This window comes from Chryseobacterium sp. SSA4.19, from assembly GCF_022601875.1.
Lineage (GTDB): Bacteria > Bacteroidota > Bacteroidia > Flavobacteriales > Weeksellaceae > Chryseobacterium.
In genome coordinates this window covers 105,313-128,879 of the sequence record NZ_JAKVIP010000014.1, presented here as the reverse complement: position 1 = coordinate 128,879, position 23,567 = coordinate 105,313, and the positions used below count along the sequence as shown (strand labels likewise).

Genomic DNA, 23,567 nt, shown 5'->3' with positions numbered 1-23,567 from the left:
TTATTTTTGAAGAAAGGCTCAGATTATAAAATCTAAGCCCTGACTTTTTAACTTACACACTTTGTGGGAGAGTGTCTAAATTTTCACCAGATGTCTTTCCAATAATTTTTCTTTTCCAGTTACTGTTAAGTTTGCTTGTAGTCCATACTTAACAACTTCGTTTATTGTCGGAATTAGTTCTTTCATTGCGGTTTAGTTCTAGTTTGGATCGACACATTGTGGTCAGTCCAAGATATTATTCATTAAAATAATGAAATAAAAGTGATAGCAAATTTTGATTTTCAATTCCTGCTTACTATTTGGATGGAATTCGCGACATCTGATTTTTATTTTTTCCAGAACTGCCACCAAGGTGAATCTGAATTTAATTTTTCGCCTGATTTTTTTAATATATTGTTTTCTGTAGTACTCTCTTTTCTAGACGAATGTAAAATTTCATTAGATTCTCCAGTTCCTGTATTTTTTCCGTTTTCCAAATTAAAGGTAATAGGTCTGGAACTTGAGTCTTCCTCTGTGCTAAAGGTTAGTAGATATTCCGTTATCCCACTATCACTTATTATTTGTTGTGCAATTTTATCATCAGATAAATAATTTTTTAGTTGAAAAACACATTCAGTTTTTTTATTTTTAGAAAATCCTTCAAAGTTTTCTTTAATAAAATTTAAAATGTAATTTCTATGATGTTCCTGAAGTGCTAAATATCCTAAAAAAGACAGCGCACATCCCCCTTCAATTTCATTACGGCTATATACTTTTGCTACGATATAATGTAAATTTTGTTCAGTAAACAGTTTTCCGATATTTATACAAAGTATAGAAGCAGTCGGAAGTGGATCTTCGTTACTTGTAAAAAACATTTGATTGTAAATAAACAAATCCGTTACTTGATTTAAATCGACATTTTTAAACCTTTCACGAAGACTTTCTTTTATCGCTATTTCTTCAGTTTCGCTTTCTGTTCTTTCGATAATTTCCGCAGTTTTACAAATATCATCATATAACGACCTATTTACTTTTTCAACCGAATGAGTATGATGCTCCTTAATTATATTTAGAAAATCTTCCAGATGGTCGTTATTATTCATATTCTTATTATAGGTTTTGTTATTTTTAAAATTGGTTACAGCTTCTAGCTTTATACAATGTGTCTCATCAGGCTACAAGTCGTTAAAAATAATTAAATAAACGATGGGAGCAAATTTAAATTTCAATCTACCTTATAATTAAAAGAAACTGCATAATTACTTCATTAAATTGAGCCGTCGAGTTTCATACTTATAACAGAAACAATTAAAGCCATTAAATGTTTAAGAAAATACAAAGGGCTGAAATTCTAACTTCAGCCCTGCATAAAAAATATGGGATTTTTCGAACAGATTTTTACTCTGTTACTTTTAAGGTCTGAATTTTTCCGTCAGAAATGGCAAAATGAAATTTTAAAACAATAGGACTTTGTGGAAATGATCCTGTAACATTCGCCGACAATATTTCTTTTTGTTCATCGTAATCCAGCGGCTCAAGCGTATCCTGATGCTGTTTATTAGAGTGGTCGATCCACTGTTCAATTTCTTTCCAACCCGTATGCATCTTGCCCTCGTCAAAAACTACGGCTGATTCTTTAAAACACAGGGCAAAGGCAGCACTGTTAAAACTATTCTTTGTTTTTATAAATTCTTCTATTATTTTTGGTAGGTTCATAATTTTCTATTTTAAAATTATAAAATATTAGTTCTCTAACGGTATCAAAAAAAATCCATTTACCGACAGATTTTTACTCTGTTACTTTTAAGGTCTGAATTTTTCCGTCAGCAATGGTAAAATGAAATTTTAAAACGAGAGGACTGCCCGGAAATGTTCCTGCAATCTTCGCCGATAAGATATCTTCTTTCTCATCATATGCCACCGGCTCCATCGTTGCTTTGTAATCTGTGTTGGATTTATCGATCCATTGTTCGATTTCTGCTTTCCCGTTATAGGTTTTTCCTTCATCGAATACCTGTGCATCTTCAGCGAAACAGTTGGCATAGGCAGCACTGTCAAATTCATTTTGGGTCTTTACTAATTCTGAGATAATGTTTGGTAAATTCATTGTATTCATTTTAAGATGATTAAATAGTGGGTACGGTACCGCCGTCGATGACGTATTCGGTTCCTGTTAAATAACTGGCTCTTGGTGAAACAAGAAATCCTACCAATTCAGCGACCTCTCTCGGTTCGGAAGGTCTGCCAAAAGGGATTCCGCCCAGTGCATCCATCACACCCTGTTGCGCTTCTTCTACGGTGCTGTTTGCATTTCTTGCAATTTCGCCCAACCACGCTTCCGATGCTGAAGTATTGATCCACCCTGGTGAAACAGTCAGCACACGAACCCCTTTTGGAGTTACTTCATTCGAAAGGCTTTTACTGTAATTTCTTAATGCTGCTTTTGAAGCGGCATAAGGCAAGGTAGAATCATATAGAGGAAGCTTACCCTGAATAGAAGCAATGTGAATGATAATGCCACTTTTCCTTTCGATCATTTGGGGCAAAAATCCTCTGTCTAATCGTACGGGAGCAAGTAAATTAGCTTTTAATGTGGATTCCCAATCTTCATCCGATAAGGCGGTAAAGCCACCGGCGGGTGTTGTTGAGGAACCCATATTATTGATCAGGATATTCAGTTGACCATACGTAGATATTACTTCACTGATTACTTTTTGTGTTCCTTCCGAAGTGCTCAAATCAGCAGCGATGAAATGCAGGTTGCTGTTTTCTTCTTCCGGTGCGTTTCTTGCGGAAATGATCACCGTTGCGCCGGCTTGCAGCAGCCTTTCTGCAATGGCTCTTCCGGCTCCTTTTGTACCTCCTGTTACCAAGGCAATCTTGCCTGATAACTCATTGTTGAAATTAAATGGTTCCATTTTTTAAATTTGTTTATAGGACAAAATTGGGGGATAAAAACAGTTTGCACAAGTACGGATTTACGATTCAGATAGGGATAAACTGATCCCCTATTGCATAAATTGCAACATACGTTTAATTTTGTAATATGTATGAGAGAAAAATAATTCCGAACCTGAACTGCGGACTTGATCTGATCGGGGAAGTGCTGTACGGTAAATGGAAGATCCGTTTGCTTTGGTTTATCAATCAGGGATATAAAAGACCAAGTGAGCTGCAGCGTAAAATACCGGACGCTTCCCGCAGGGTTTTAAACGTCCAGCTCAAAGAACTTGAGGAACACGAACTGGTTACAAAAGTTATTTACCCGGTAGTGCCGCCAAAAGTAGAGTATACGCTTACTGAGTTTGGTGAAAGTTTAATTCCCGTAGTAGGTACTTTGGGTCAGTGGGCGGACGAACATCAGGATCGGCTGAGGATGCTGATTATTAAAAAGATTACCGGATCCGCTGACCGGGAGAAAGATGTTATTGAAAATCTATCAACATAATCTGTAATTCAAAAACAGAAGTATGTTGTGATCTAAGAATTAAAAATATATAATTTGATAGTGTGGAATTGTAACCCGTACTTAAAACATGGAGTAATACTCTTGTAATTATTAATTACTGCCACTTATGGAATTAACCGGTCGTTTAAAAACAATAAAAAATTTTGTCGAAGGACGGAATTTCAGGCAGACAGCTTGAATCAGAGCTTGAAAATCTCAAAGACACGCTTATTGACCAATCTCTTTCATGGAGAGATACGTATGTACAAACAAGCCCGTTTGAGTATTTGCAAACGGTTAATTTAACGGGCATAGCAGGAAGACTGAATGCTCAGGCTGTTTTAGGACTGTTTCTGAAAAGGAAAGGAATAGGTATTGTGCCTTTAAAAAATATGCGGATGACTATAATCTGGTTCTGTCTTCTCAACCCAATTATATCGATGCCGATACCGGTTTTATTGAAAGAGTGATTTTGCCGGAAGAAAATATTCAAAGTCTGAAACGAAGAAAATAATGAAATAACGGTTCAGGCAACTGTTCAATATCATAAACGGCAACCCAAATGGATTCACTCTCCCGATTAGCCGGTTAAAAATGATAAACCGCTTTATTATTTAGGTCAATTGGATATGAAAGAATGTGATGCATTCATGATGACGGAAGCATTTATATCTTTCTAAACAAAGACAACGGAGAAATTGAAACAATCAAGCAGTTCTAATAATTTATTCTCAGAACAGTTTTGGAACTTCTGTTGTTGGCTATGATAATTTCCTGGCAGGCGCCGAGTGCCGCAAAGTCACTTGAAGAGAAAATCGCATCCGGGATTGATTTTTTGTTCCAGAGCGTTTTTATGGCTTCTATTCCTGCCTCAATAGTACTTCCTGTATAAATGATATTTTCATTCTTTACCGTCAGGTGATGATCGGTCAGGGCCTGCTTATAGCCATTTAAACGGTTTTGATAGATTTCAAGATTAAGATCGCCTGCAAAGTGGCAGATGTTTTTATAGACTTCACTGATCAGGTGTTCCGCAGCAATATAGCCGCCGCGGTAGTCGTCAATGGTCACTGTACTGATTCCCGCAATATCTTTTTTACGGTCAAAGAATATGATCGGGGTGTTGGAGGTGTCTAAAATATTCTGAATGTGTTCGGTATCTAAAGTCGTTTTTGAAACCGACATGAAAATTCCGTCAACCTGGGCATTAAGCAACGTATTCAGGTGTCTTTTTTCAATATTGACATCTTCATGGCTCTGGCAGATAATCACATGATAGCCGTGCGGGGAAAGTTCTTCTTCTATGCCCGGATCACCGATGAAAAGAAATTGGTGTTGATGTAAGGCACGATGATTCCTACGTTTTTGGTTTCTCCGCTTTTCAGTGCTTTGGCAAGATTGTTCTGTTTGTAGTTCATTTCTTTGGCCGTTTTCCGTACCAAATCTTTTGTTGCCTCGCTGATTCTGGGATGATCATTCAGTGCTCTGGAAACAGTTGCCACACTTACGTTAAACTTCTTTGAAATATCATAAATTGTGGCACTTTTTTTATTCATATGCATTTTTTTGCAGCGATTCCCGTATATCAGAATGACATACTTTACAGACGTAAATTTAATCAAAATTCCATCGGCAAAAGGAAATATAGTACATTTTATGGAAGATTATGAAGAATTAAAATGATATTAAACAAAAAAGGGATTTAAATGCTTAATTTTCTCTAATATATGGTAGATTTTATTCTTCAATGATGCTTACCAAGGAATTATAATTGCCTTTATTTCAAACAACCGCACATTGATAAAGATCATTTTTATATGTGATCCACCACCAAAAAATATAGTTTTATAGTATTGTATGAGTTAAACATATTTTATAATTTAGGACTGTAAATATAACGGTATGAAATCTTTATCTGTCATTCTTGGTCTGGCGACTGTATTTTTATGCAAAGAATTTAATGCGGCACAGCCATTTACATTTACCAATAGTGAAACTGCTGTTCAAGATACGGAATCTGACATCAAACTAATTAGGGAGCAGTATCAGAAGATCAACAGCCTTAAACTCCAAGCTCAGAAATTTTCCTATGAAACCAAATCATGTGTAGAAGGCGGTGAAATAACATATTATTCTTTTCAGGGAAAAATTGTAAAAGTAACAGAGAAAGGGGCCATGAATGACGCGGTATGGAAAAAAGAATACTATTACAAAGACGGTAAAGTGTTCTTCTGTCTTGAAAATTTACAATGGGGAAGTGCTGCAGGTCCCACTAAGACGACTGTTTACCGTTTTTATATTAAAAATGGCAAATCAATCAGGGAAATGTCAGATCAGAAAATTGAAGATCTTAAAGAAAAAGCGTCTGAAAATATTGCATTGGCAGATGCCCTTTTAAAAGTAAAAAACAGCCGGAATTTTTCATCAGTGTATGACAGGTTCTGTGATAAATGAGAAGAAGAAAAACCGTGAGTCATCAATTACTGGAATATTTGCCTGGAACTTTTAATGAACCCTTGAAAACATCAGTTATAAAACTTAAATTGAATATTTTAAAACGGCTTAAATCATAAAAAAGCTGTAATTAAAAATTACAGCCTATACATCTTTGAAGATGCTTACAATTATATTGAAGATCATGGTGTGTTTTTTCGCAGTTATATTTGATTCCTTACTTCGACTTATCTTTCAAGAAATGCGAATTGGCCTTCAAATAGTTTTCCGATCAGGGGAATTGGTTTTTTCTGTTGATTCGCAGCATTCATAATTCCAATAATCCAAAGAATGAACAGGACAATCCCGATAAAATTGATAAAATAAAGCGAAGGAATTAAAGAAGTGATCATCGACAGCGCGATATTAATCACAAATGAAACAATGAAAAAACCAAGTCCCTGCTTGAGATGGTATTTTACAATATCACTCTTCGTAAGTTTATCTTTACTGTTAAAATAAGCGACCAGCCATCCTATAATCGTAATGTAGGATAGTATTGCAAGTGTTTTGTTACTCATAATCAAATTATTTTCAGCAAAACTATGACAATGGAAGATTGTTTGGATGCAGCAGTTGGCTTTCTGCATGCTCCGCTTTGTATTTATGCTTTTTCAGTTGGTATCCGGAAATCTAGCCGTCACTTTCGTTTTTCATAAGTCTGAAAAAAAGTTCCCTGTTGGCTCTGGATATCGGGACCGTACTCTTGTCGTGCATCGTGATGATTCCGTCTTTTGAATAGCTGCTAACGAAGTTTATATTGATTAAATGCGACTGGTGAATCCTTATGAATTCCGGAGGAACAAGAATTTCCTCATAGTATTTCAAGGGTTTGGACACAATGATCTGCTTTTCGCCTTCCAGAAAAAATGTTGTATAGGAGCCGGAGGTTTCACACCGGATAATGCTTTTCAGCCTTATGACATGCATGGCTTCCTGTGTAGGCAATACAATTCTTTCAGGAGTTTTCTTAAATTCAGAATGAAAGGTGAGCAGCGGATCAAACTGTGAATATTCCTGTTTTCTTTTCTCAATACGCTCAATGGTATTCTTTAATTCGTCAGAGTCGATGGGCTTCAGTAAATAATCCATCGCATTAAATTTAAACGCACGAATGGCATATTGCTCATAAGCAGTTGTAAATATGAGATGGAAGCTCTTGTATTGTATCCGGTTCAAAACTTCAAATCCGGTCCCGTTTTTCAGCATAATGTCCATAAATACAACATCGGGCTTTAGCCTGTCGATAAGAGCAACTGCATCCTGGAGGCCTTCTGCATATCCAATGATCTGGATTTTATCGGGTACCGTCATTTCCAGTAAAATGGAGAGGGCTTCTCTCAGGTGATATTCGTCTTCGATAATAACTGCTTTATACATTTTATAATAAGGGGATATGAATGATTACGCTACAGCCGTTTTCGGAACTTTCTTTTTTAAGATCTGAAATAATAAGCATGCTTTCTTTTCCTGAATATAATGCAAGCCTCTCATCTGTGATTGTGGTTGCCAACGGTTGGTGGGTTCTGTTTTTCTGATTCTTTTTAGAGGCTTCTATGCCTATTCCATTATCTTGGATCGTGCACACGATTGTATTTTCCAACGGTTTTTTTTCAAAATTCATGATGAGTTTCCCTTTGCGGTCTGTCAAAGGTTTAAGGCCATGTTCTATGGCATTTTCAACCAGTGGCTGGATAAGCAACGGCGGTATTTTGTCCTGCATGCAGATCTGTTCGCCAAAGCTGAATTCATAATCAAAAGAATTATTAAGACGCAGCTGTTGCAGTTCGATATAATTTCTCAGGTTTTCGGTTTCATCTTCAAGCGTGATGGATTCTTTCCGGGAATGGTCAAGGATCTGCCGGGTGAGTTTTGAAAATTTATTAAGATACATGACGGCTTTTGCCTTATCTCCCTGTAAAATCATACTCTGGATATTTCCCAGTGCATTAAAAATAAAATGAGGATCCATCTGTGACTGAAGGAATCTTCTTTCCATGGAGAGTTTTGCAAGAAGATTTTCCATGCTGTCTTTTTCCAGGAGGCTGAGTTTAAGTTCATTATTAACCTGTTCCTGCTTCAGGTGCTCCGCCTGATTCTGATAATATCTTTTTCTGTAGTAGAATGAAATATAGACAGAAACCGAGATTAAAAATAAGATAACGGAAATAGCATACATCAGGTATTTATTCTTTTCCTGCAGTTTTCTTTCGTTTTCCAGCTGACGGATTCTTAATATGTTTTTTTCAGATTCAAATTTAATTTCTGCGGTCTGTAGGTTTTTCTGCAAGTCTTCATCATAGTTCATGCTGTTGTATTTGCTGAACATCCTATCGTAGTTATAATATGAACTGTAATCCTTTTTAGCCGCAGCAACATCTTTAAGAGTAGAGTAAAAAGAAGCCAGAATCTCATGATCGGTATAAGGAAGGCTTTGCTGGTAAACAATGCCGTCGAAGAGCAGAGATTCTGTTTTGTCATATTCTCCGGACAGCATAAAATATTGCGCGCGCAGACCGATACTGTTCCTGTAGACATTTTTTATTCCGTACTGTTTACTGATAGCAACTGCTGAATCCAGTTCCGTAAGAAAGGATTTTTCATCCATAAGTTTTGGCTGCTGCATGTATAAGGCCGCAAGATTAATATGAGCTATCCCAATATTGCTTTTACTTGGTATCCTGAGATGCTCCCGTGTTGCAAATTCCGCTGTTTTCTGAAGGAAACCGACCGCATTTTTCCACAGCTTACTATTATTCCGGTTTTTATCGGTCACCTGCGTGAGATAAGAGCCTACAGCAAGTCGTGCGGTAAGAATACTTTCTGCATCGGAGGATTTTTCCGCATAGCGCAAAGCCTCATAGGCGTATTTCTTTATTTTCAGATCAGAGCCCGGTGAAAACAGGTAAGAAATATCCGAGGCGATTTTTCCACATTGAGAATACGCTTTCAGTTTTTCAAATAAAGTATACGCTTTAAGGCGGTAATTCAATGCTCCGGCTTTATCATTAATATATGACCTGAAATCACTGATTGCCCAGTACCCGTATGCTCTTGCGCGATTATCATGGGTCTGGAGAGCAATTTTATACGCCTGTTCTGCATAATAACTGAATTTTTTTACCTGATGCAGCCTCCGGTACGTGAAAGCCAATAAAGTAAGGCAAATAACCTCATCTTTTTTTGACCGCGATTCTTTTGCTAAAGTAAGCGCGTCAGTAAGTATTTTTTTGCTTTTTATCGTATCTGTAAATCGGTAGGAATGCCCGAGCTCTGCCATCGTTTCAATTCTGGAAACCTGTGCTTTTGTAAACGATGAAAACAGGACGGATAAAAATAATATCCGAAGAAATAAATGCATCCGTAGAACATACATACCTTTCATAGAGCGTAATGAGCTGTTGCAAATGTAATCAAATATGATGTTTTTTTTGATTTTTTCATTTGCCGTATGTTTACTTCTTTCAAAAAAAATGAAATGATAACTTCTCTCGGTCCAATATATCAGGATATTCTGGCCATATAAAAAACGAACAATACCAAATACCAATTCTGTCTTGATGCCTGTTATTTATATAAGTAATATTGGGATTATAAATTTCACCAAATTACATTTTACATATGCATTTTTCAGATTATTTCAAGACATGGTATGTATGTATCTTGTTGTTCATGACTTCCTTCTATGCTAATGCACAGGAAGCAGAGCCATCAGGAAACAGGATCGAACTGTCAGTTAAAAATAAAACAGGAATTTCCAGGCACGAAGCACGTTCCGTATCACTGTCATTCAGTAACCCTTCTAAAGGCCTGTCTTCAGGTCTCTCATCTCCGGATGCCGGCAAAGAGAAAAAATATTTTATCGCTATTGATTTCGCAACAATGGATCCGGCCCTTCTTCAGCTCATCACCGATTACAATACTGATTTTTCAGGTGAATTGAAGATTACCGGGAGAAAGAATAATCGCATGCTGCAGAAGATTGAATTTTCAGGGGCTTCTATGGATAATGTCACCAGCCAGGGCTCGGCTGATGATACGAGTACTTTTATCTACTTATGGTGCAGGGAAATTACCGTTAATGATGTAAAACTTAAATAAAATGGAAACAGGTATCAGAAATTTCAGAAAGGAAGGAAACCGTTATGTCCTGAAACGGCAGTATGGATTTACAATGATTATTGTATTAGGCCTTACAGTGATGGCCTGGCTGGGTTATCATTCTGACAATAAGGCGATGTTGTGGATTTTCGGGATTCTTGCAGCACTTTGTCTGCTGTCCGTTTTTACAGAAAGAATGGTTATTGATATGGATCAAAAGGCCCTGTTTATAAAAAGAGGCCTTATAAAACCCGAAGTCCGTATACCGTTTTCAGATATTACCAATTATCAGTTGAGCAGGTTGATTTATATTTTCGTTCCGGTAAATACTTCGCTGAACGTAGAATATATCTGTTCTGATAAGATGATGTTTGCTATTGTGGCGCAGGGTTTTTCAAAACGGGCTATGCAGAGTATTCTTAATGATATTGAGGAAATCATTTCCCCTTATGATGACAGAAAGCAGGTATGATATAACCGATAACGGAAAGGTATTCCGTTTTAAGCCTAACCGGTACAGCATCAGATTATCTGTTGTTGTACTGGCTATCCTCATTGTTTTAGCATTGATTTTCGTTTATTATTATCATGAGACGAATCAGGGTTTACGCGTTTTATTTTTTATTCTGGTTCCCTATCTTATTGTGCACAGTATGTACGATATCTTCATAAGATCAGAAATCTGTTACACATTCGATAAGGATTCTGAATTGATTTATAGAAAAGTTCCCTTTTTCTCTTCAAAAAAACTGATGTCGTTTGATGAGGCTGTTATATTTATCAGCAGGACTAACCGATATTGGTATTATTCTTTGGGTGCAAGAAAGAGCCATCTGGTTAAAAGTTACCGGATCAGTGAAGATTTTACGGACAAAGCTGATAAATCCGAAAAGCAGATACAGTATGAAAATGTTGTATTAAAAAAAATATACGAACTGTTGGAATACTCCAAATAGATATTTTTTAACCTTAAAACAAAATAAATAATGGAATACGATCTTCATCAGGAAGCCTGGAAAGCTCTTAAAAATAATGATTACGCATCAGCCGCAAGAAACTGGCTGGAGGGATTCTGTTTTCCGGACAGCAGAATAGAATTGGAAGAGATATTTCAGTACGTTAACGATCTCAATGAAAAAACACCAAATCCGGATCTCTGCGCTATTCTCGGATTGATTGCTCTTGATCATAATGAAATTTTTGAATCAGACCGGGAACGTGCCCTTATGCAATGCCTTGACTGGAGTATTCGTGGAATTGATCTAAATTCTCAACATTATTACTGCAACAGGAATGCAGGTTCTGCGCTTTATTGGCTGAATGATATGAAGGGAGCACTAAAATATTATGAAAATAGCCATAAGCTTCGTTCTTCACCGGTCTTGCAGATTCGTATGTTCAATATCAGGAATGCAAATAATGAATTTCCCGATTTTGCTGAACTTACTGTTTCACTGGATACGGATTCTGCGATGGAAGCATACAATGCCGGTGTAGAAATGAATTGGATATTGGAAAGAAACCCGGGAATGCCTGAAAATCAACATGAACGATTAACCCTGTTAAAGAAGCAGCTGTATGAAAGGGCTTATCATTTATATAGAAATACCCTGATTCTTGGCAATGGTGACAGGCTTAATTATGATCCGCATACTTTTGCCATGTGCTGTAATAATCTTGCCCGGGAACTTAATTTTGAGGGAGCTTATCAGGAGGCTATTGCTGTAGCGAGTGAAGGAATCGGGCAGTCTGCATTTATGTTCATACTACTGAACAGAATGAACAGTTATGTTCATGCCAATATGCCAGAAAATGCCATTGATGATGCCATAACGCTTCTTGAGGATTATGGAGATGAAATGGATGTCATTACCATCATCAGTGTGATCGACAGCCTTTCTATAAGCTACATGGATATTAAAGAATATGAACAGGCATTAAGCTGGGCGGACAAGGGTCTTGAAATTTATTATCAGCTGGATCCAACTGATCCGATCATGCAGGATGAAACAATCACCCGCTGTGTAACCAATTTTTTCATCAACAAGTCAAAGTCTTCTGCTGAACTTGGCTTGGCTGTAGATCATATAAATCATTCCCAGGAAACGGATTTTCTTCTGGAAGAAATGCCGGACAATCCAAGCCTGATGATCAGCAGGGCGGATGCTTTTGTAAAAGAAGGAGAATGGCAGAAAGCAATGGAATGTTATGATCAGGCAATTCATTTCGGACTTGAGAAAGGGCAGGAGAGATCTGTACAGGTCGCGCTTTATAACAGAGGATATATTCACGAAGCTCATCTTAAAAACAGTGAAGCTGCCCTAGAAAATTTTGAACAGAGTATTCATTCCGGGAATACGGATTTTTGGTGTTATTACTGGGCTGTTCACAGTGCGTATTACCTGCTGAAAAATGAAAAGACTGTGCATTATGGAAAACTGGCTGTTCAGGCATTATCCGGAAAGGAAAGCATTACAGATGATGTAATAGCTGAAATTTATGAGCACATCGGTACTTCGCAGATTGATTTGGGGTATTATGATGAAGCGGTGAAGAATCTTCAGCAGTCATTGAAACTGAATTTTTCACAGACAGCCAGTGATAATTTAAAAATAGCACAGTATCATGCCGGAAACTCAGGAGGTTTTTTCAAAAAGCTTTTTGGAAAGTAATGATAATATTGATTAATTTATAGGATTAATATCGAATAATATGGAAAATTTCATCATAAGAAAAGTTGAAATATCAGACAATGAAGCATTAGCCAGGCTGATCAGAGATACTTTTATAGAGCATCAGGCACCGAAAGAAGGAACGGTATATTCTGACCCGACTACAGCAAATCTTTACGGATTATTTAGAAAAGAAGGCTCTGTACTTTGGGTAGGAGAGGTAGGCGGTATTATTGCCGGCTGTTGTGGCATATATCCTACAGAAGGCCTGCCTGCTCATTTTGCAGAGCTTGTAAAATTCTATCTGCTCCCGATCGCAAGAGGGAAAGGTTTGGGAAAGGCATTGATGGATCAGAGCATCATCAGTGCAAAAGAAATGGGATATCAGAACCTCTATCTTGAAAGTCTTCCCGAATTTTCTAAAGCGGTAAATATGTATAAAAAGATGGGCTTCGAATTATTGGAAAGACCGTTGGGAAATTCCGGGCACAGCTCATGTACTCTATGGATGGTTCGATCACTTGATGATTCCCCAGAAGCACTCAATGAATGATGATTAGTAAATCACTAGTATTAATTTTAATAATAATTTACATTCAAGACCAGCCAAAAGCAGTGCCTATGCATCATAATTATGACTGATCTATTTAAGATATTTTGCAATCAGTTGTTCAAGTTCATATAAATCAAACGGCTTCCTAAGGTAATCATTCGCCTTTGATTCATTTTTTAAGGCTACGATATGAATGCTTGCGCTTATAAGAATGACGGGAATATGATTAAACTGTTCGTGGGTTCTCAAAAGTTTTATAGCTTCTGTTCCGCCGATTTCAGGAATATAATTATCCATCAGAATCAGGTTGGGACGGAATTCTGTAACCCGTTCGACAATGTCATGTGAAGTTTCTGAAATTTCAACATCATACCCATCTTCAAAAAACACCATGGTAAGAACATCTAAAAGAGTTTTATCGTCATCGAAAACCAATATTTTCTTTTTGTGCATAAGCTTTATCGTCAGATGTATTGTTTATCAAATTATATTATTATGTCATTTTCAGAAGCATATTCCTGATTTATATGAATATTCACTGCCGGATAATAACGAGTAAAGATAAAAAGAATTTTTTACAAACAGGCACACAGTTGAATGTCATGCATAACTGAAATACTATAGCTGAAAGAAAATATAAATCGACCACACATTATAAATTGCAGTAGACGTTACAGCATACCGATGATTTCCTCAATCATCATCTTTACCTGAACCGGCCTCTGTTTTTTATCTACATCCAGCCGGTTGTAAAAGCCTGTTTTTACAATGACGATATTTTTTTCAGGGACCATAATAATAAACTGGCCTAAAAATCCATACAGGAAACGGCATTTGAGCTCACTTTCATCGTCTGCCCATACGCTGAAACAGAAAGCATCGTTTGCTTTTGTCGGAGTAAGCAGTTTCTCACAAAACTTTTTGCTGATGAGCTGCTTTCCTTTCCATTTGCCATTCTGCATCATAAGCTGTCCTATTTTTGCAAAATCTCTCGGGGTTGCATGAATACAGCAGAACGCTTTCTCAATGCCTTTTTCATCCGTACTCCATTTGGCAGGAAACTCCATTCCCAGCGGGATCCATATTTTTTCAGACAGGTAAGATGCCAGATCTTTACCCGTGGCTTTTCGCAGGGCAAGCCCTAAAAGTTGTGGCGCGGCACTTTGGTATTTATATGTTTGTCCCGGCATTTCTTTCACTTCGACACCAAATGCCTGCTCAGCAAGGTCTTCTATAAAATATTGTTTCGAGTTCTCGGCAAAAGGATGATGGTATTCTTCTTTCCAGTCTAATCCAGCCTGCATGGTCATCAGGTGACGAATGGTAAGAAACTGTCCGTAACGGCTGTTTTTATAAGAAGGAAACAGGGTAGAGAGCAGCTGGTCTTCCGACTTCAGATAGCCGTCGTCAATAGCGCAGCCTACTAAAAGGCAAAGTATGCCTTTCGCCATTGAAAAAGAATTCATCAGCGAAGAAGGCTGATGATCTTTCCAGTATTGCTCATGGAAAATTTCATTATCTCGGATAATGACGAGGGATGAAGCCTGGGTTTTTTTAAGTTCCTTCAGAATATTTTCCGGGAGGAACTTTGTATTGTAAGCGGTATTTTTTTTCCAGGGTTCAGCATAAAGATTGGGAACAGGCCGGGATGGGAATTTTTCCTCATCATCAATGGAAGGCGCTATAGGTCCTTTTTTAAGATTAAGAGCAGCAGCTTTAAAAATATATCCATATCCTGAAAGATAGATAGCGGCAGCGATTCCTGAAGCGGTTGCAATAAAAACAGAAAGTATTTTTTTCATTGTTGAAAGATGACTGATGCAGATTTCATAATTGATTCTTGATGACAACAGATGATTCAAAGGTTGTGCCGCGGCTTCGTTTTTAAAGATGCTGTACAGGATTATGCTGGTGGTCTGTAATCTGGAATATACGAAATGACGGCTGAAATTTCCAGTCGTCATCGTATATTGGATTAGTGCTTATTTAAATAATTGTATTGCCGGAATTATTATGTTCATCCGGCAAGCTCTTTTAAATCTTTAAACAAGCTGAGTTAAGATATTAATTAAGTTGATAATTTTGAATAACAAGGCTCAGAATAAAATGTACATAATCTTCCTCTACTGTTTTTCTGTTGATAAGCTTGTTTTTATAATCGTATGAATTTAATACTTCCGTTAATTTCCGGTAAGCTTCAAACTGATCTCCTTTAATTTTAACCCTCAGGTTACCGTCTCTTCTTTCAATAAGTTCATTGTCCAGGGTTCTTACTTTAAATAAAGCTTCCCATAATTTGGGATTAAAACCCATTCGCCCGCCGTATCTTTCAACTATATTAACCTTGAACGAATCAAATACGATTGTGTTGAATACAATATTAGAGCCGGCCTCCTGTGTATTAAGCTCAAGTGTATAGTTCATTAATTTAAATTTAAATTTTTACAAATTTAGTCAGAAGCATAAAAAGAACAAAATAAAAGCATCTTTTTAATCAAAATTGAGGTATTATTTATGCTGTAAAGATGTTTTTAAATATCCTCTGATTTTATTAGTAGAATTTATACGTATATTTTTCTGTTAATAATTTTCAGGAAATTTTCTTTCTCCAGCTTTTTTATGGTTCTGATCACTGTTTCTACGCGCAAAGCCGTTATAGAAGCTATCTGTTGCCTGGTTAGCGGAACTTCAAAAGAAAACTGCGTCTGGTCTTCACTGAAACTTTTCTGATAGTTCAAAGCACCTTTTATTCTTACATCAGGCCGGAGGGAAGCATTGTTCTCCAGCATGATATACTTATAATATAAGCGTTCTGATAAAAATTTGTTAATATCCCTTGAGATCTGTGAATGGTCATCCAGCAATTTCACAAAACTGCTTTTCGGGAGTTTTATGACTTTTGTCTGTTCAAAAGCAATCGCATTTACAGGATATTGCTGATCAATAAATAATAAAAGCTCGCACACACTTAAACCTTTGTTCAGAATGGCTAAGATCAGTTCTTTTCCTTCATCGTCATAATGATTGAGTTTTATCCTGCCTTCTATAATCTGGTAATAATATTTAGGGGTACTGTTTTCTGTGAATATGACATATGATGGACTGAGATCTTCTATTTCCGCTCCGTATGATAGTAAAAGTTCTTCTGGTATTAACATAGATAGTATAAGAATTATAATTTTTGAGTACAAATTATGATCCAATATCCGATTAAGACAAACTTTAAATATAAATAAACTATAAATTCAGTATTTATGACTACGATCACAAAAATGTTCAAAGCTTGTAAAGGTGCCTAATGATCTAATTATTAAATTGTGACTGCTATCATAAAACCAACTTGGGAAATTCATTAAGTTTGATGAAATTAAATTAGTAATATGAAAAAAATAGCAATAACCTTATCTGTTTTTTGTATAATAACCGCTTGTACAAAATCTGAAACACAATATACCGGACAGGATAATAAGAGAGAGACGGTTAATAACAAAGCTTCAGATACGATCCGTACCTTACAGGAAGAATCGGATACCATTAAGGAAAAAGGCAAACCTACCGATGTAGAAACCGATAATGAGTAATTGATAATGACGGTCAATTATTCTGAATATTTTAAAACAAAACCGTAACTGCCAAATTTTTAAAATCTCCAAGCATAATTTTGTGCATCGTAAAAAAATAAACCCCTAAAATAATAGGGGTTTATAATTTGAAAGTATATATTTAAGTGAAAAAGTGTTGTTTCACTATATTCAAACATTGTGCCGTGATAATCCATATTTGAAAAAAAACACTGAAATATCACTTATAATTGATTATTCTATCTCTATAGTATTGATATACTGTAATAAATATCTTTTTATGAAATTTGTTTTTTTTCTACGAAGTAAAAGATACTCGTATTAATACCTCAGATGATTGATATTAAGCAAAAAATAGGTGTTTTTCGGAATATTGTGAGTATTTTTGGTATTGAAGTAAATATAATTAATTATTGATTTTACATTTCTATGATCTTAATTGTTGATGATAACCAGAGTAATCTTTATTCACTTAAAAAATTACTTAAATCGAAAGATTTTTCAGTGGATACGGCAAACTCTGGTGAAGAAGCATTGGGAAAAGCGTTGAAAAATGATTATGCCCTTATAATCTTAGACGTACAGATGCCTGATATGGACGGCTTCGAAGTTGCCGAAACACTTGCTGGATATAGTAAAACGAAAGAAGTGCCGATCATATTTCTGTCGGCAGTAAATACTGACAAACGATTTATTGCCAAGGGATATGCTTCAGGAGGCAAGGATTATGTAACTAAACCGGTAGATCCGGAAATTCTTTTATTAAAAGTAAAAACTTTTTATAATCTTCAGGAGCAAAGTGTTGCCATGCGGAAAACACAGCAGAGCCTGGAACTTGAAGTGAAAGGAAGGAGAGAGTCTCAGGTAACGATGAAATCACAGATTGATCATTTTCATCTCATGCTGGAATCTCTTCCTCAGATTGCCTTTACACTGAATGAAGAAGGCGTTGTAGATTTTGTAAATGGTAAATGGTACCAGTATTCCGCATCCGATAAACATTTTCCTCAGACCCATCCGGATGACTTCAATATTGAAGATGAGTTTGAGCGCTGCAGAAGAAAGGGGAGGGCTTTAGACCTGGAAATCAGGATACAGAATATAGAATCAGGAGATTACCGCTACCATTTACTGCGCGTTACTCCGGTCTATGACGGCAATACTGTTAAAAACTGGGTGGGGACCTTCACGGATATTGACGACCAGAAAAAAGTAGAAAAAGAAAAGGATGAATTCCTGAGTATTGCGAGCCATGAGCTTAAAACACCATTGACAAGCATTAAAGCCTATGTTCAACTGCTTGAAAGACGGTTAAAGTTAGATAAAGAAAGCACCGAAGCGGGTTTTGTAACCAAAGCCCAGGACCAGATTGAAAAACTCAATACGCTGATCACTGATCTGCTTGATGTTTCCAAAATCGAAAACGGCAAGCTTAAAATCAATAAAAAACCCACCAATCTTGAGAATGTCATCAGCAATGCCATTGATACGATTCTGCAGACTCATGATGAGCTGAAAATAAAAATCAAACGTGACGGCACTAAACCTGATATTTTAATTCCGCTTGATGAAATCCGTATCGAACAGGTCTTGATCAATTTCCTCACTAATGCCATCAAATATTCTCCTAAAAACAATCAGATTATCGTGACCACTTTTGTAGATGAAGAAGAGCAGGAAGTAAAAGTAAACGTCACCGACTTCGGAATCGGTATTCCTGATTTTAAGCAGGAAGCCGTTTTTAGAAAGTTTTACCGGGTGGAAGAGTCATCCCTCCAGTTCCAGGGAATGGGCATAGGACTGTTCATCTGTTCTGAAATTATAAAGCAGCACCACGGGAATATCGGGGTATCCAGCAAGGTAGATGAAGGGTCGACGTTTTATTTTACATTACCATTAAATTAATTTCATGCCGAAAAAAATCATACGGAATCTCCAGTTTGGAGTCGGATTGTCTTTAGTGATCCTTATTGCAAGTTCCATTGCTTCATACTGGAGCATACAAAATCAGATGGAGCACCGGGAAAGCCTTTCCAAAAGCAGGCGAGCAGTTACTGCTGTAAAAGATGTTCTCATTTCACTTCTGGATGCAGAAACAGGCAGCAGAGGCTATCAGTTTACAGGAAAAGAAAGTTTTCTGGATCCGTACTACCGCAGCCTGGATGAATTTCCAAAAGCAATTGAGAATGCAAAAGCGTTAGATATAACTGATAAAAGTCAGCTGGGGCGCTTAAATGAGTTGGAAAGGAACGTAAACACGAATATCTCCAACTTAAAGTATTTTGTAGAAAACAGGAAAAAGGGCATTGTGATGACCCAGGACCAGGTAATGTCCAGCAAAGTGTACATGGACAGATGCCGGCAGATTGTCAAAGATTTTGTACAGTATGAAGAAACTCAGCTTGCAATTAAAAATAAAGATCTTACACGCTCCTCGAGTACAACGGTTTTATTTATTCTCTTTTCTGCCATCGCAGCCATTGTGGTGACTGCCTTTTTCTACATCAGGCTGAAATCTGACCTGATCCGAAGGGAGAAGCTGGAAAAAGAATTACAGGCTAAAGATCTTGAAATAAGCAGACGGGTGAGTGCTATCCGTGAGATTGCCAACAGAGTAGCCAACGGGGATTACAGCCAGAGAGCAGTAGATGACTCACAGGATGACCTGGGAGACCTGGTAGGTTCACTTAACTATATGACGGAGTCATTAAAAAAATCTTTTGATACCATTAATAAAAGTGACTGGCGCCAAAAGGGTCTTGCTTTATTAAATGAATCATTGATGGGAAACAAATCCGTGAAAGAAGTTTCCGATAATGCATTGAATCAGGTTATTGAATATGGGAAATGCATCAACGGATCACTTTATCTCTATGATGAAGGGTTACTGAAGCTGAAAGCTGCTATCGGTCTGGAAAACAATATGAAAAAAGTGTTTGAACCTGGTCAGGGAATGGTAGGGCACGCTTTTGTTACGGGAAAAACACAGGTCTACAATAATCTTCACGAAGATGATTTTGTAGTAACATTTGCCAGCAGCACGATAAAAATTTATGGGATAGTATTGCTTCCTGTCTTTGCAGATAATCATATCATTGGAGTCTTAGAATTGGGATCGACCAATAATTTTGATGAAAGCAGGGTTGATTATTTTGTTGAATGTACACGAAATATCGGCGTTGCCCTGAGTGCTGCAAAAGGCCGTGAAAAAGAACAACAGCTTCTGGAAGAAACACAGGCGCAGTCTGAAGAGCTTCAGGTACAGCATTCTGAGCTTGAGAACCTAAATACGGAACTCGAAGCACAGACGCAAAAGCTCCAGGCTTCCGAAGAAGAATTAAAAGTCCAGCAGGAGGAACTGATGCAGGCCAATGCCGAACTTGAAGAGCGTTCAAGGCTGTTGGAAGACAGGAACCATATGATCGCAGAACGCAATAATGAGATCCAGAAAAAAGTTGAAGAGCTGGCACTCAGCACAAAATACAAGTCAGAATTTTTGGCCAATATGTCCCATGAATTACGTACTCCGCTTAATTCAATCCTTCTTCTGTCCCGTCTGATGGCAGAGAATCCGGAAGAGAATCTGAATGAAGATCAGATAGAATCGGCAAAAGTAATACAGAGCTCAGGAAGCAGCCTGCTTACCCTGATTGATGAAATCCTTGATCTTGCCAAAATTGAATCCGGTAAGATGACACTGGAATATCATGAGGTTATCATTAAAGATGTTGTAAAAGATTTGAAGAGCTTGTTCAATCCGGTCATTCAGGAAAAAAGGCTTCAATTAAATATTGAGATTGAAAATGACCTGCAAAATTCTATTGAAACCGACCGTTTGCGTATCGATCAGGTACTAAGGAATTTATTATCAAATGCCATTAAATTTACAGAAGAGGGAAGTATTAACCTGCATATTAAAAAAGACCCGAAAAGATCTGATTTCATTATTTTTTCAGTACGGGATACCGGAATCGGGATTGCAGAAGATAAACAGAGAATTATTTTTGAAGCTTTCCAGCAGGCCGACGGTTCCACGAGAAGAAAATTCGGAGGAACAGGTCTTGGACTTTCTATAAGCCGTGAGATTGCAAGATTGCTGGGTGGTGAACTGATTCTGAAAAGTAAAGTGAATGAAGGAAGCGAGTTCAGCCTGATTATCCCTGTTAAGGCAACTTCTGATGTATCTCCTATGGAAACGGACAAAGACCTGATGGAGAATATCAAAGAAGACGTAGAAGAGATTCAGCATATTCTGGAAGGAAAAGATATTGAAGATGATGAATGGATAAATATGCTGGAAATTCCTGAAGATGTTGAAGATGACAGAAATGATATCACGAAAGAAGATAAGGTTATTTTAATCATCGAAGATGATACTAATTTTGCCAAAGCTTTACTGAAATATGCACGCCTGCAAAACTATAAAGGAATTGTTGTCGTAAGAGGTGATCATGGTTTATCTGCTGCGTTGCAGTACCATCCGCATGCCATATTGCTTGATGTTCAGTTGCCCGTAAAAGATGGGTGGCAGGTAATGGATGAACTTAAAGGTCACCCGAAAACCAAACATATCCCCGTACACATGATGTCTGTGCTTCACGTAAAAAAAGAAAGCCTGATGAAGGGAGCCATTGATTTCATCAATAAACCGATGGCTCTGGACCAGATGACTGATGTTTTCAGGAAAATTGAACAGGCATTAAGCAAATCCCTTCAAAAAGTATTGATCGTCGAAGAAAATGCCAAACATGCGAGTGCATTATCTTATTTCTTAAGTAACTTTAATATCTCTTTATCAGTTCAGAATAATGTGGAAGACAGTGTAAAGGCCCTGACTAAAGATCATATTGATTGTGTTATTCTGGATATTGGAGCTTCCAAAGGAGATGAATATGAAATTATTGAATCCATAAAAAGCTATGAAGGCCTTGAAAATCTTCCGATCATTATTTTTACAGAGCGGAATCTCTCTAAGTCCGAAGAGCTGAAGATAAGACAATATGCAGATTCTATCGTAGTGAAAACCGCACATTCTTATCAGAGAATCCTGGATGAAGTCGGACTGTTCTTACATTTGGTGGAAGAGAAGAACAATTCTGTAGAAACAGTAAGAAATAAAACATTGGGTTCCCTCACGGAAGTCCTCAGCGGTAAGAAGATACTGATTACTGATGACGATGTACGCAATATTTTTTCGTTAACGAAAGCGCTGGAAAAATACAAAGTGGAAGTGGTGGTAGCTATGGACGGCAAACATGCTCTCCAGCAGATCAAGGAACATCCTGATGTGGATGTGGTGCTTATGGATATGATGATGCCTGAAATGGATGGCTATGAAACGATAAGAGAATTGAGGAAGATGCCTAAATTTAAAAAATTGCCGATTATTGCCATTACGGCAAAATCAATGATCGGTGAACGTGAAAAATGCATTACGGCAGGTGCCTCAGATTACATCTCCAAACCGGTGGATATAGATCAGCTGCTGTCCTTACTGCGGGTTTGGTTATATGAAAGTTAAACAGTTCAGATACTGATGAATAAAAAGATTTTAATTGTGGATGATGATCCGCGTAATATATTTGCCCTGAAGCTGACGTTGAAATCCCGTGGATATCATACGGAAAGCTGTATGATGGCTCAGGAAGCAATTGATATACTTAAAAAAGATCAGGATTTCGATGCGGTCCTCATGGATATGATGATGCCTGAAATGGATGGTTACGAAGCAACCAGGATTATAAGGAGTACTCCTTCCATAGGTCATGTGCCGGTAATTGCGGTTACGGCGCAGGCCATGCCGGAAGATCGCCAGAAATGCCTGGATGCGGGGGCTAACGATTATATTTCTAAACCTATAAATGTAGATCAGTTAATCATGGCAATCGAAAAACTATTATAAATGCTTGAACCCAGTATAGTAAAAGATGATGAAGTAGAATATCTTATTAAAGATGTTTATGACAGGTATGGCTATGATTTTTCCGAATACAGCCGGGCATCTTTCAAAAGAAGGATTAACCGGATCTGCCTGATAGACCGTTTTACCAGCTTTGCGGAATTAAGATATACTGTTATAAATGATCCTGAATACCTGAAGCGTTTTATTGAAGAGATTACGGTAAATGTGACGGAAATGTTCCGTGATCCTCAGTTTTTTAAAGCCTTAAGAGAAAAGATCCTGCCTCAGCTGGGTACTTATCCTCTGATCAGGATCTGGGTAGCAGGCTGTTCAACAGGAGAAGAAGCCTATTCCATGGCGATTCTGCTGAAAGAAGCGAATTTATACCATAAATCGCTGATTTACGGAACTGATCTTAATCCGTCTGTCCTGGAAAAGGCCAGATCAGGGGTTTTTCCTCTGCATCAGATGAAACTGTATTCGGAGAACTATATGCTGTCCGGAGGCACAAAGGATTTTTCAGATTATTATACCGCGAACTATGACAGTGTGCGATTTGATAAAAGTTTACAGCAAAAGCTTATTTTATCAACCCATAACCTGGTTTCAGACAGTTCTTTCAATAGTTTTCAGCTGATTATATGCAGGAATGTACTGATCTATTTTGACAGAGGTTTACAGGAAAGAGTTTTCCGTTTATTTGATAACAGCCTGGAAAATCTGGGTTTTTTGGCCTTAGGTGCTAAAGAAACCCTGAGATTTTCTAAATTAGATAAAAACTTCCATCAGATCGATGATCAGAGAATCTGGAAAAAGCTGGATCATAATTAGTGGT

The 23,567-nt window shown here is 37.3% G+C and carries 26 protein-coding genes; 13 read left to right on the top strand and 13 right to left on the bottom strand.

Annotation, left to right across the window (positions count from 1 at the left end):
• Positions 1-326 precede the first annotated feature (326 nt).
• From MKJ01_RS11670 to MKJ01_RS11655, 4 genes are all read right to left on the bottom strand, one after another.
• Positions 327-1,085, bottom strand: coding sequence for a hypothetical protein (locus tag MKJ01_RS11670; protein ID WP_241614038.1), 759 nt, complete (start codon positions 1,083-1,085; stop codon positions 327-329).
• Positions 1,086-1,380: 295 nt separating this feature from the next.
• A complete protein-coding gene (locus MKJ01_RS11665) occupies positions 1,381-1,698 on the bottom strand; it encodes a hypothetical protein (RefSeq protein ID WP_241614039.1) in 318 nt (105 codons plus the stop codon).
• A 73-nt stretch (positions 1,699-1,771) separates the two neighbouring features.
• Positions 1,772-2,089, bottom strand: coding sequence for a nuclear transport factor 2 family protein (locus MKJ01_RS11660; protein WP_241614040.1), 318 nt, complete (start codon positions 2,087-2,089; stop codon positions 1,772-1,774).
• A 19-nt stretch (positions 2,090-2,108) separates the two neighbouring features.
• Positions 2,109-2,900, bottom strand: coding sequence for an SDR family oxidoreductase (locus MKJ01_RS11655; RefSeq protein ID WP_241614041.1), 792 nt, complete (start codon positions 2,898-2,900; stop codon positions 2,109-2,111).
• Between the two features lie 128 nt (positions 2,901-3,028).
• On the opposite strand from MKJ01_RS11655, the gene MKJ01_RS11650 reads away from it, so the two are divergent.
• Together MKJ01_RS11650 and MKJ01_RS11645 are read left to right on the top strand one after the other, a co-directional pair.
• Positions 3,029-3,430: a helix-turn-helix domain-containing protein gene (locus MKJ01_RS11650; RefSeq protein WP_241614042.1), complete on the top strand. Its 402-nt coding sequence runs from the start codon at positions 3,029-3,031 to the stop codon at positions 3,428-3,430.
• A 164-nt stretch (positions 3,431-3,594) separates the two neighbouring features.
• A complete protein-coding gene (locus tag MKJ01_RS11645; RefSeq protein ID WP_241614043.1) occupies positions 3,595-3,900 on the top strand; it encodes a hypothetical protein in 306 nt (101 codons plus the stop codon).
• Positions 3,901-4,147: 247 nt separating this feature from the next.
• On the opposite strand, the gene MKJ01_RS11640 is transcribed toward MKJ01_RS11645, so the two are convergent.
• A complete protein-coding gene (locus tag MKJ01_RS11640; RefSeq protein WP_241614044.1) occupies positions 4,148-4,702 on the bottom strand; it encodes a substrate-binding domain-containing protein in 555 nt (184 codons plus the stop codon).
• 29 nt (positions 4,703-4,731) lie between these two features.
• On the bottom strand, positions 4,732-4,986 hold the full coding sequence (locus MKJ01_RS11635) for a LacI family DNA-binding transcriptional regulator (RefSeq protein WP_241614045.1): 255 nt from the start codon (positions 4,984-4,986) through the stop codon (positions 4,732-4,734).
• Between the two features lie 346 nt (positions 4,987-5,332).
• Here MKJ01_RS11635 and MKJ01_RS11630 point away from each other — a divergent pair, with 346 nt between their 5' ends.
• Complete coding sequence (locus MKJ01_RS11630; RefSeq protein ID WP_241614046.1) at positions 5,333-5,884, top strand: hypothetical protein; 552 nt, start codon at positions 5,333-5,335, stop codon at positions 5,882-5,884.
• 227 nt (positions 5,885-6,111) lie between these two features.
• Here MKJ01_RS11630 and MKJ01_RS11625 read toward each other — a convergent pair whose 3' ends face one another.
• The 3 genes from MKJ01_RS11625 to MKJ01_RS11615 all read right to left on the bottom strand — a co-directional run bounded on the left by MKJ01_RS11625 (position 6,112) and on the right by MKJ01_RS11615 (position 9,284).
• Positions 6,112-6,444: a DUF4870 domain-containing protein gene (locus MKJ01_RS11625; RefSeq protein WP_241614047.1), complete on the bottom strand. Its 333-nt coding sequence runs from the start codon at positions 6,442-6,444 to the stop codon at positions 6,112-6,114.
• A gap of 112 nt (positions 6,445-6,556) precedes the next feature.
• The gene (locus MKJ01_RS11620; RefSeq protein WP_241614048.1) at positions 6,557-7,303 is read right to left on the bottom strand and encodes a LytTR family DNA-binding domain-containing protein; all 747 of its coding nucleotides are present in this window, start codon (positions 7,301-7,303) and stop codon (positions 6,557-6,559) included.
• Between the two features lies 1 nt (position 7,304).
• Positions 7,305-9,284, bottom strand: coding sequence for a sensor histidine kinase (locus MKJ01_RS11615; RefSeq protein WP_241614049.1), 1,980 nt, complete (start codon positions 9,282-9,284; stop codon positions 7,305-7,307).
• A 260-nt stretch (positions 9,285-9,544) separates the two neighbouring features.
• Here MKJ01_RS11615 and MKJ01_RS11610 point away from each other — a divergent pair, with 260 nt between their 5' ends.
• Genes MKJ01_RS11610 through MKJ01_RS11590 form a run of 5 tightly spaced genes read left to right on the top strand, consistent with a single transcriptional unit; the run spans position 9,545 to position 13,249 of the window.
• Positions 9,545-10,024, top strand: a complete 480-nt coding sequence (locus MKJ01_RS11610) for a hypothetical protein (protein WP_241614050.1) — start codon at positions 9,545-9,547, stop codon at positions 10,022-10,024.
• Position 10,025: 1 nt separating this feature from the next.
• Positions 10,026-10,496, top strand: a complete 471-nt coding sequence (locus MKJ01_RS11605; RefSeq protein WP_241614051.1) for a hypothetical protein — start codon at positions 10,026-10,028, stop codon at positions 10,494-10,496.
• Positions 10,474-10,980, top strand: coding sequence for a hypothetical protein (locus MKJ01_RS11600; protein WP_241614052.1), 507 nt, complete (start codon positions 10,474-10,476; stop codon positions 10,978-10,980). The genes MKJ01_RS11605 and MKJ01_RS11600 overlap by 23 nt, the downstream gene beginning before the upstream one ends.
• A 30-nt stretch (positions 10,981-11,010) precedes the next feature.
• On the top strand, positions 11,011-12,696 hold the full coding sequence (locus MKJ01_RS11595; RefSeq protein WP_241614053.1) for a hypothetical protein: 1,686 nt from the start codon (positions 11,011-11,013) through the stop codon (positions 12,694-12,696).
• Between the two features lie 40 nt (positions 12,697-12,736).
• Positions 12,737-13,249: a GNAT family N-acetyltransferase gene (locus tag MKJ01_RS11590; RefSeq protein ID WP_241614054.1), complete on the top strand. Its 513-nt coding sequence runs from the start codon at positions 12,737-12,739 to the stop codon at positions 13,247-13,249.
• A 90-nt stretch (positions 13,250-13,339) separates the two neighbouring features.
• Here MKJ01_RS11590 and MKJ01_RS11585 read toward each other — a convergent pair whose 3' ends face one another.
• The 4 genes from MKJ01_RS11585 to MKJ01_RS11570 all read right to left on the bottom strand — a co-directional run bounded on the left by MKJ01_RS11585 (position 13,340) and on the right by MKJ01_RS11570 (position 16,407).
• Positions 13,340-13,702 carry a response regulator gene (locus MKJ01_RS11585; protein ID WP_241614055.1) on the bottom strand — a complete coding sequence of 121 codons (363 nt, stop codon included), beginning with the start codon at positions 13,700-13,702 and terminating at the stop codon, positions 13,340-13,342.
• 218 nt (positions 13,703-13,920) lie between these two features.
• Positions 13,921-15,213: a serine hydrolase gene (locus MKJ01_RS11580; protein ID WP_241614056.1), complete on the bottom strand. Its 1,293-nt coding sequence runs from the start codon at positions 15,211-15,213 to the stop codon at positions 13,921-13,923.
• 100 nt (positions 15,214-15,313) lie between these two features.
• Positions 15,314-15,673, bottom strand: a complete 360-nt coding sequence (locus MKJ01_RS11575; protein ID WP_241614057.1) for a hypothetical protein — start codon at positions 15,671-15,673, stop codon at positions 15,314-15,316.
• 137 nt (positions 15,674-15,810) lie between these two features.
• Positions 15,811-16,407 (bottom strand): Crp/Fnr family transcriptional regulator, encoded by a 597-nt coding sequence (locus MKJ01_RS11570; protein WP_241614058.1) that lies wholly within the window; start codon positions 16,405-16,407, stop codon positions 15,811-15,813.
• A 222-nt stretch (positions 16,408-16,629) separates the two neighbouring features.
• Here MKJ01_RS11570 and MKJ01_RS11565 point away from each other — a divergent pair, with 222 nt between their 5' ends.
• From MKJ01_RS11565 to MKJ01_RS11545, 5 genes are all read left to right on the top strand, one after another.
• A complete protein-coding gene (locus tag MKJ01_RS11565) occupies positions 16,630-16,830 on the top strand; it encodes a hypothetical protein (RefSeq protein ID WP_241614059.1) in 201 nt (66 codons plus the stop codon).
• A 429-nt stretch (positions 16,831-17,259) separates the two neighbouring features.
• Positions 17,260-18,735 (top strand): ATP-binding protein, encoded by a 1,476-nt coding sequence (locus MKJ01_RS11560; protein ID WP_241614060.1) that lies wholly within the window; start codon positions 17,260-17,262, stop codon positions 18,733-18,735.
• A gap of 4 nt (positions 18,736-18,739) precedes the next feature.
• Entirely contained in the window at positions 18,740-22,351 is a 3,612-nt protein-coding gene (locus tag MKJ01_RS11555) for a response regulator (RefSeq protein ID WP_241614061.1), read from the top strand.
• Between the two features lie 15 nt (positions 22,352-22,366).
• Complete coding sequence (locus MKJ01_RS11550) at positions 22,367-22,732, top strand: response regulator (protein WP_241614062.1); 366 nt, start codon at positions 22,367-22,369, stop codon at positions 22,730-22,732.
• Complete coding sequence (locus MKJ01_RS11545) at positions 22,733-23,563, top strand: protein-glutamate O-methyltransferase CheR (protein ID WP_241614063.1); 831 nt, start codon at positions 22,733-22,735, stop codon at positions 23,561-23,563.
• The last annotated feature ends 4 nt before the right edge of the window (positions 23,564-23,567 follow it).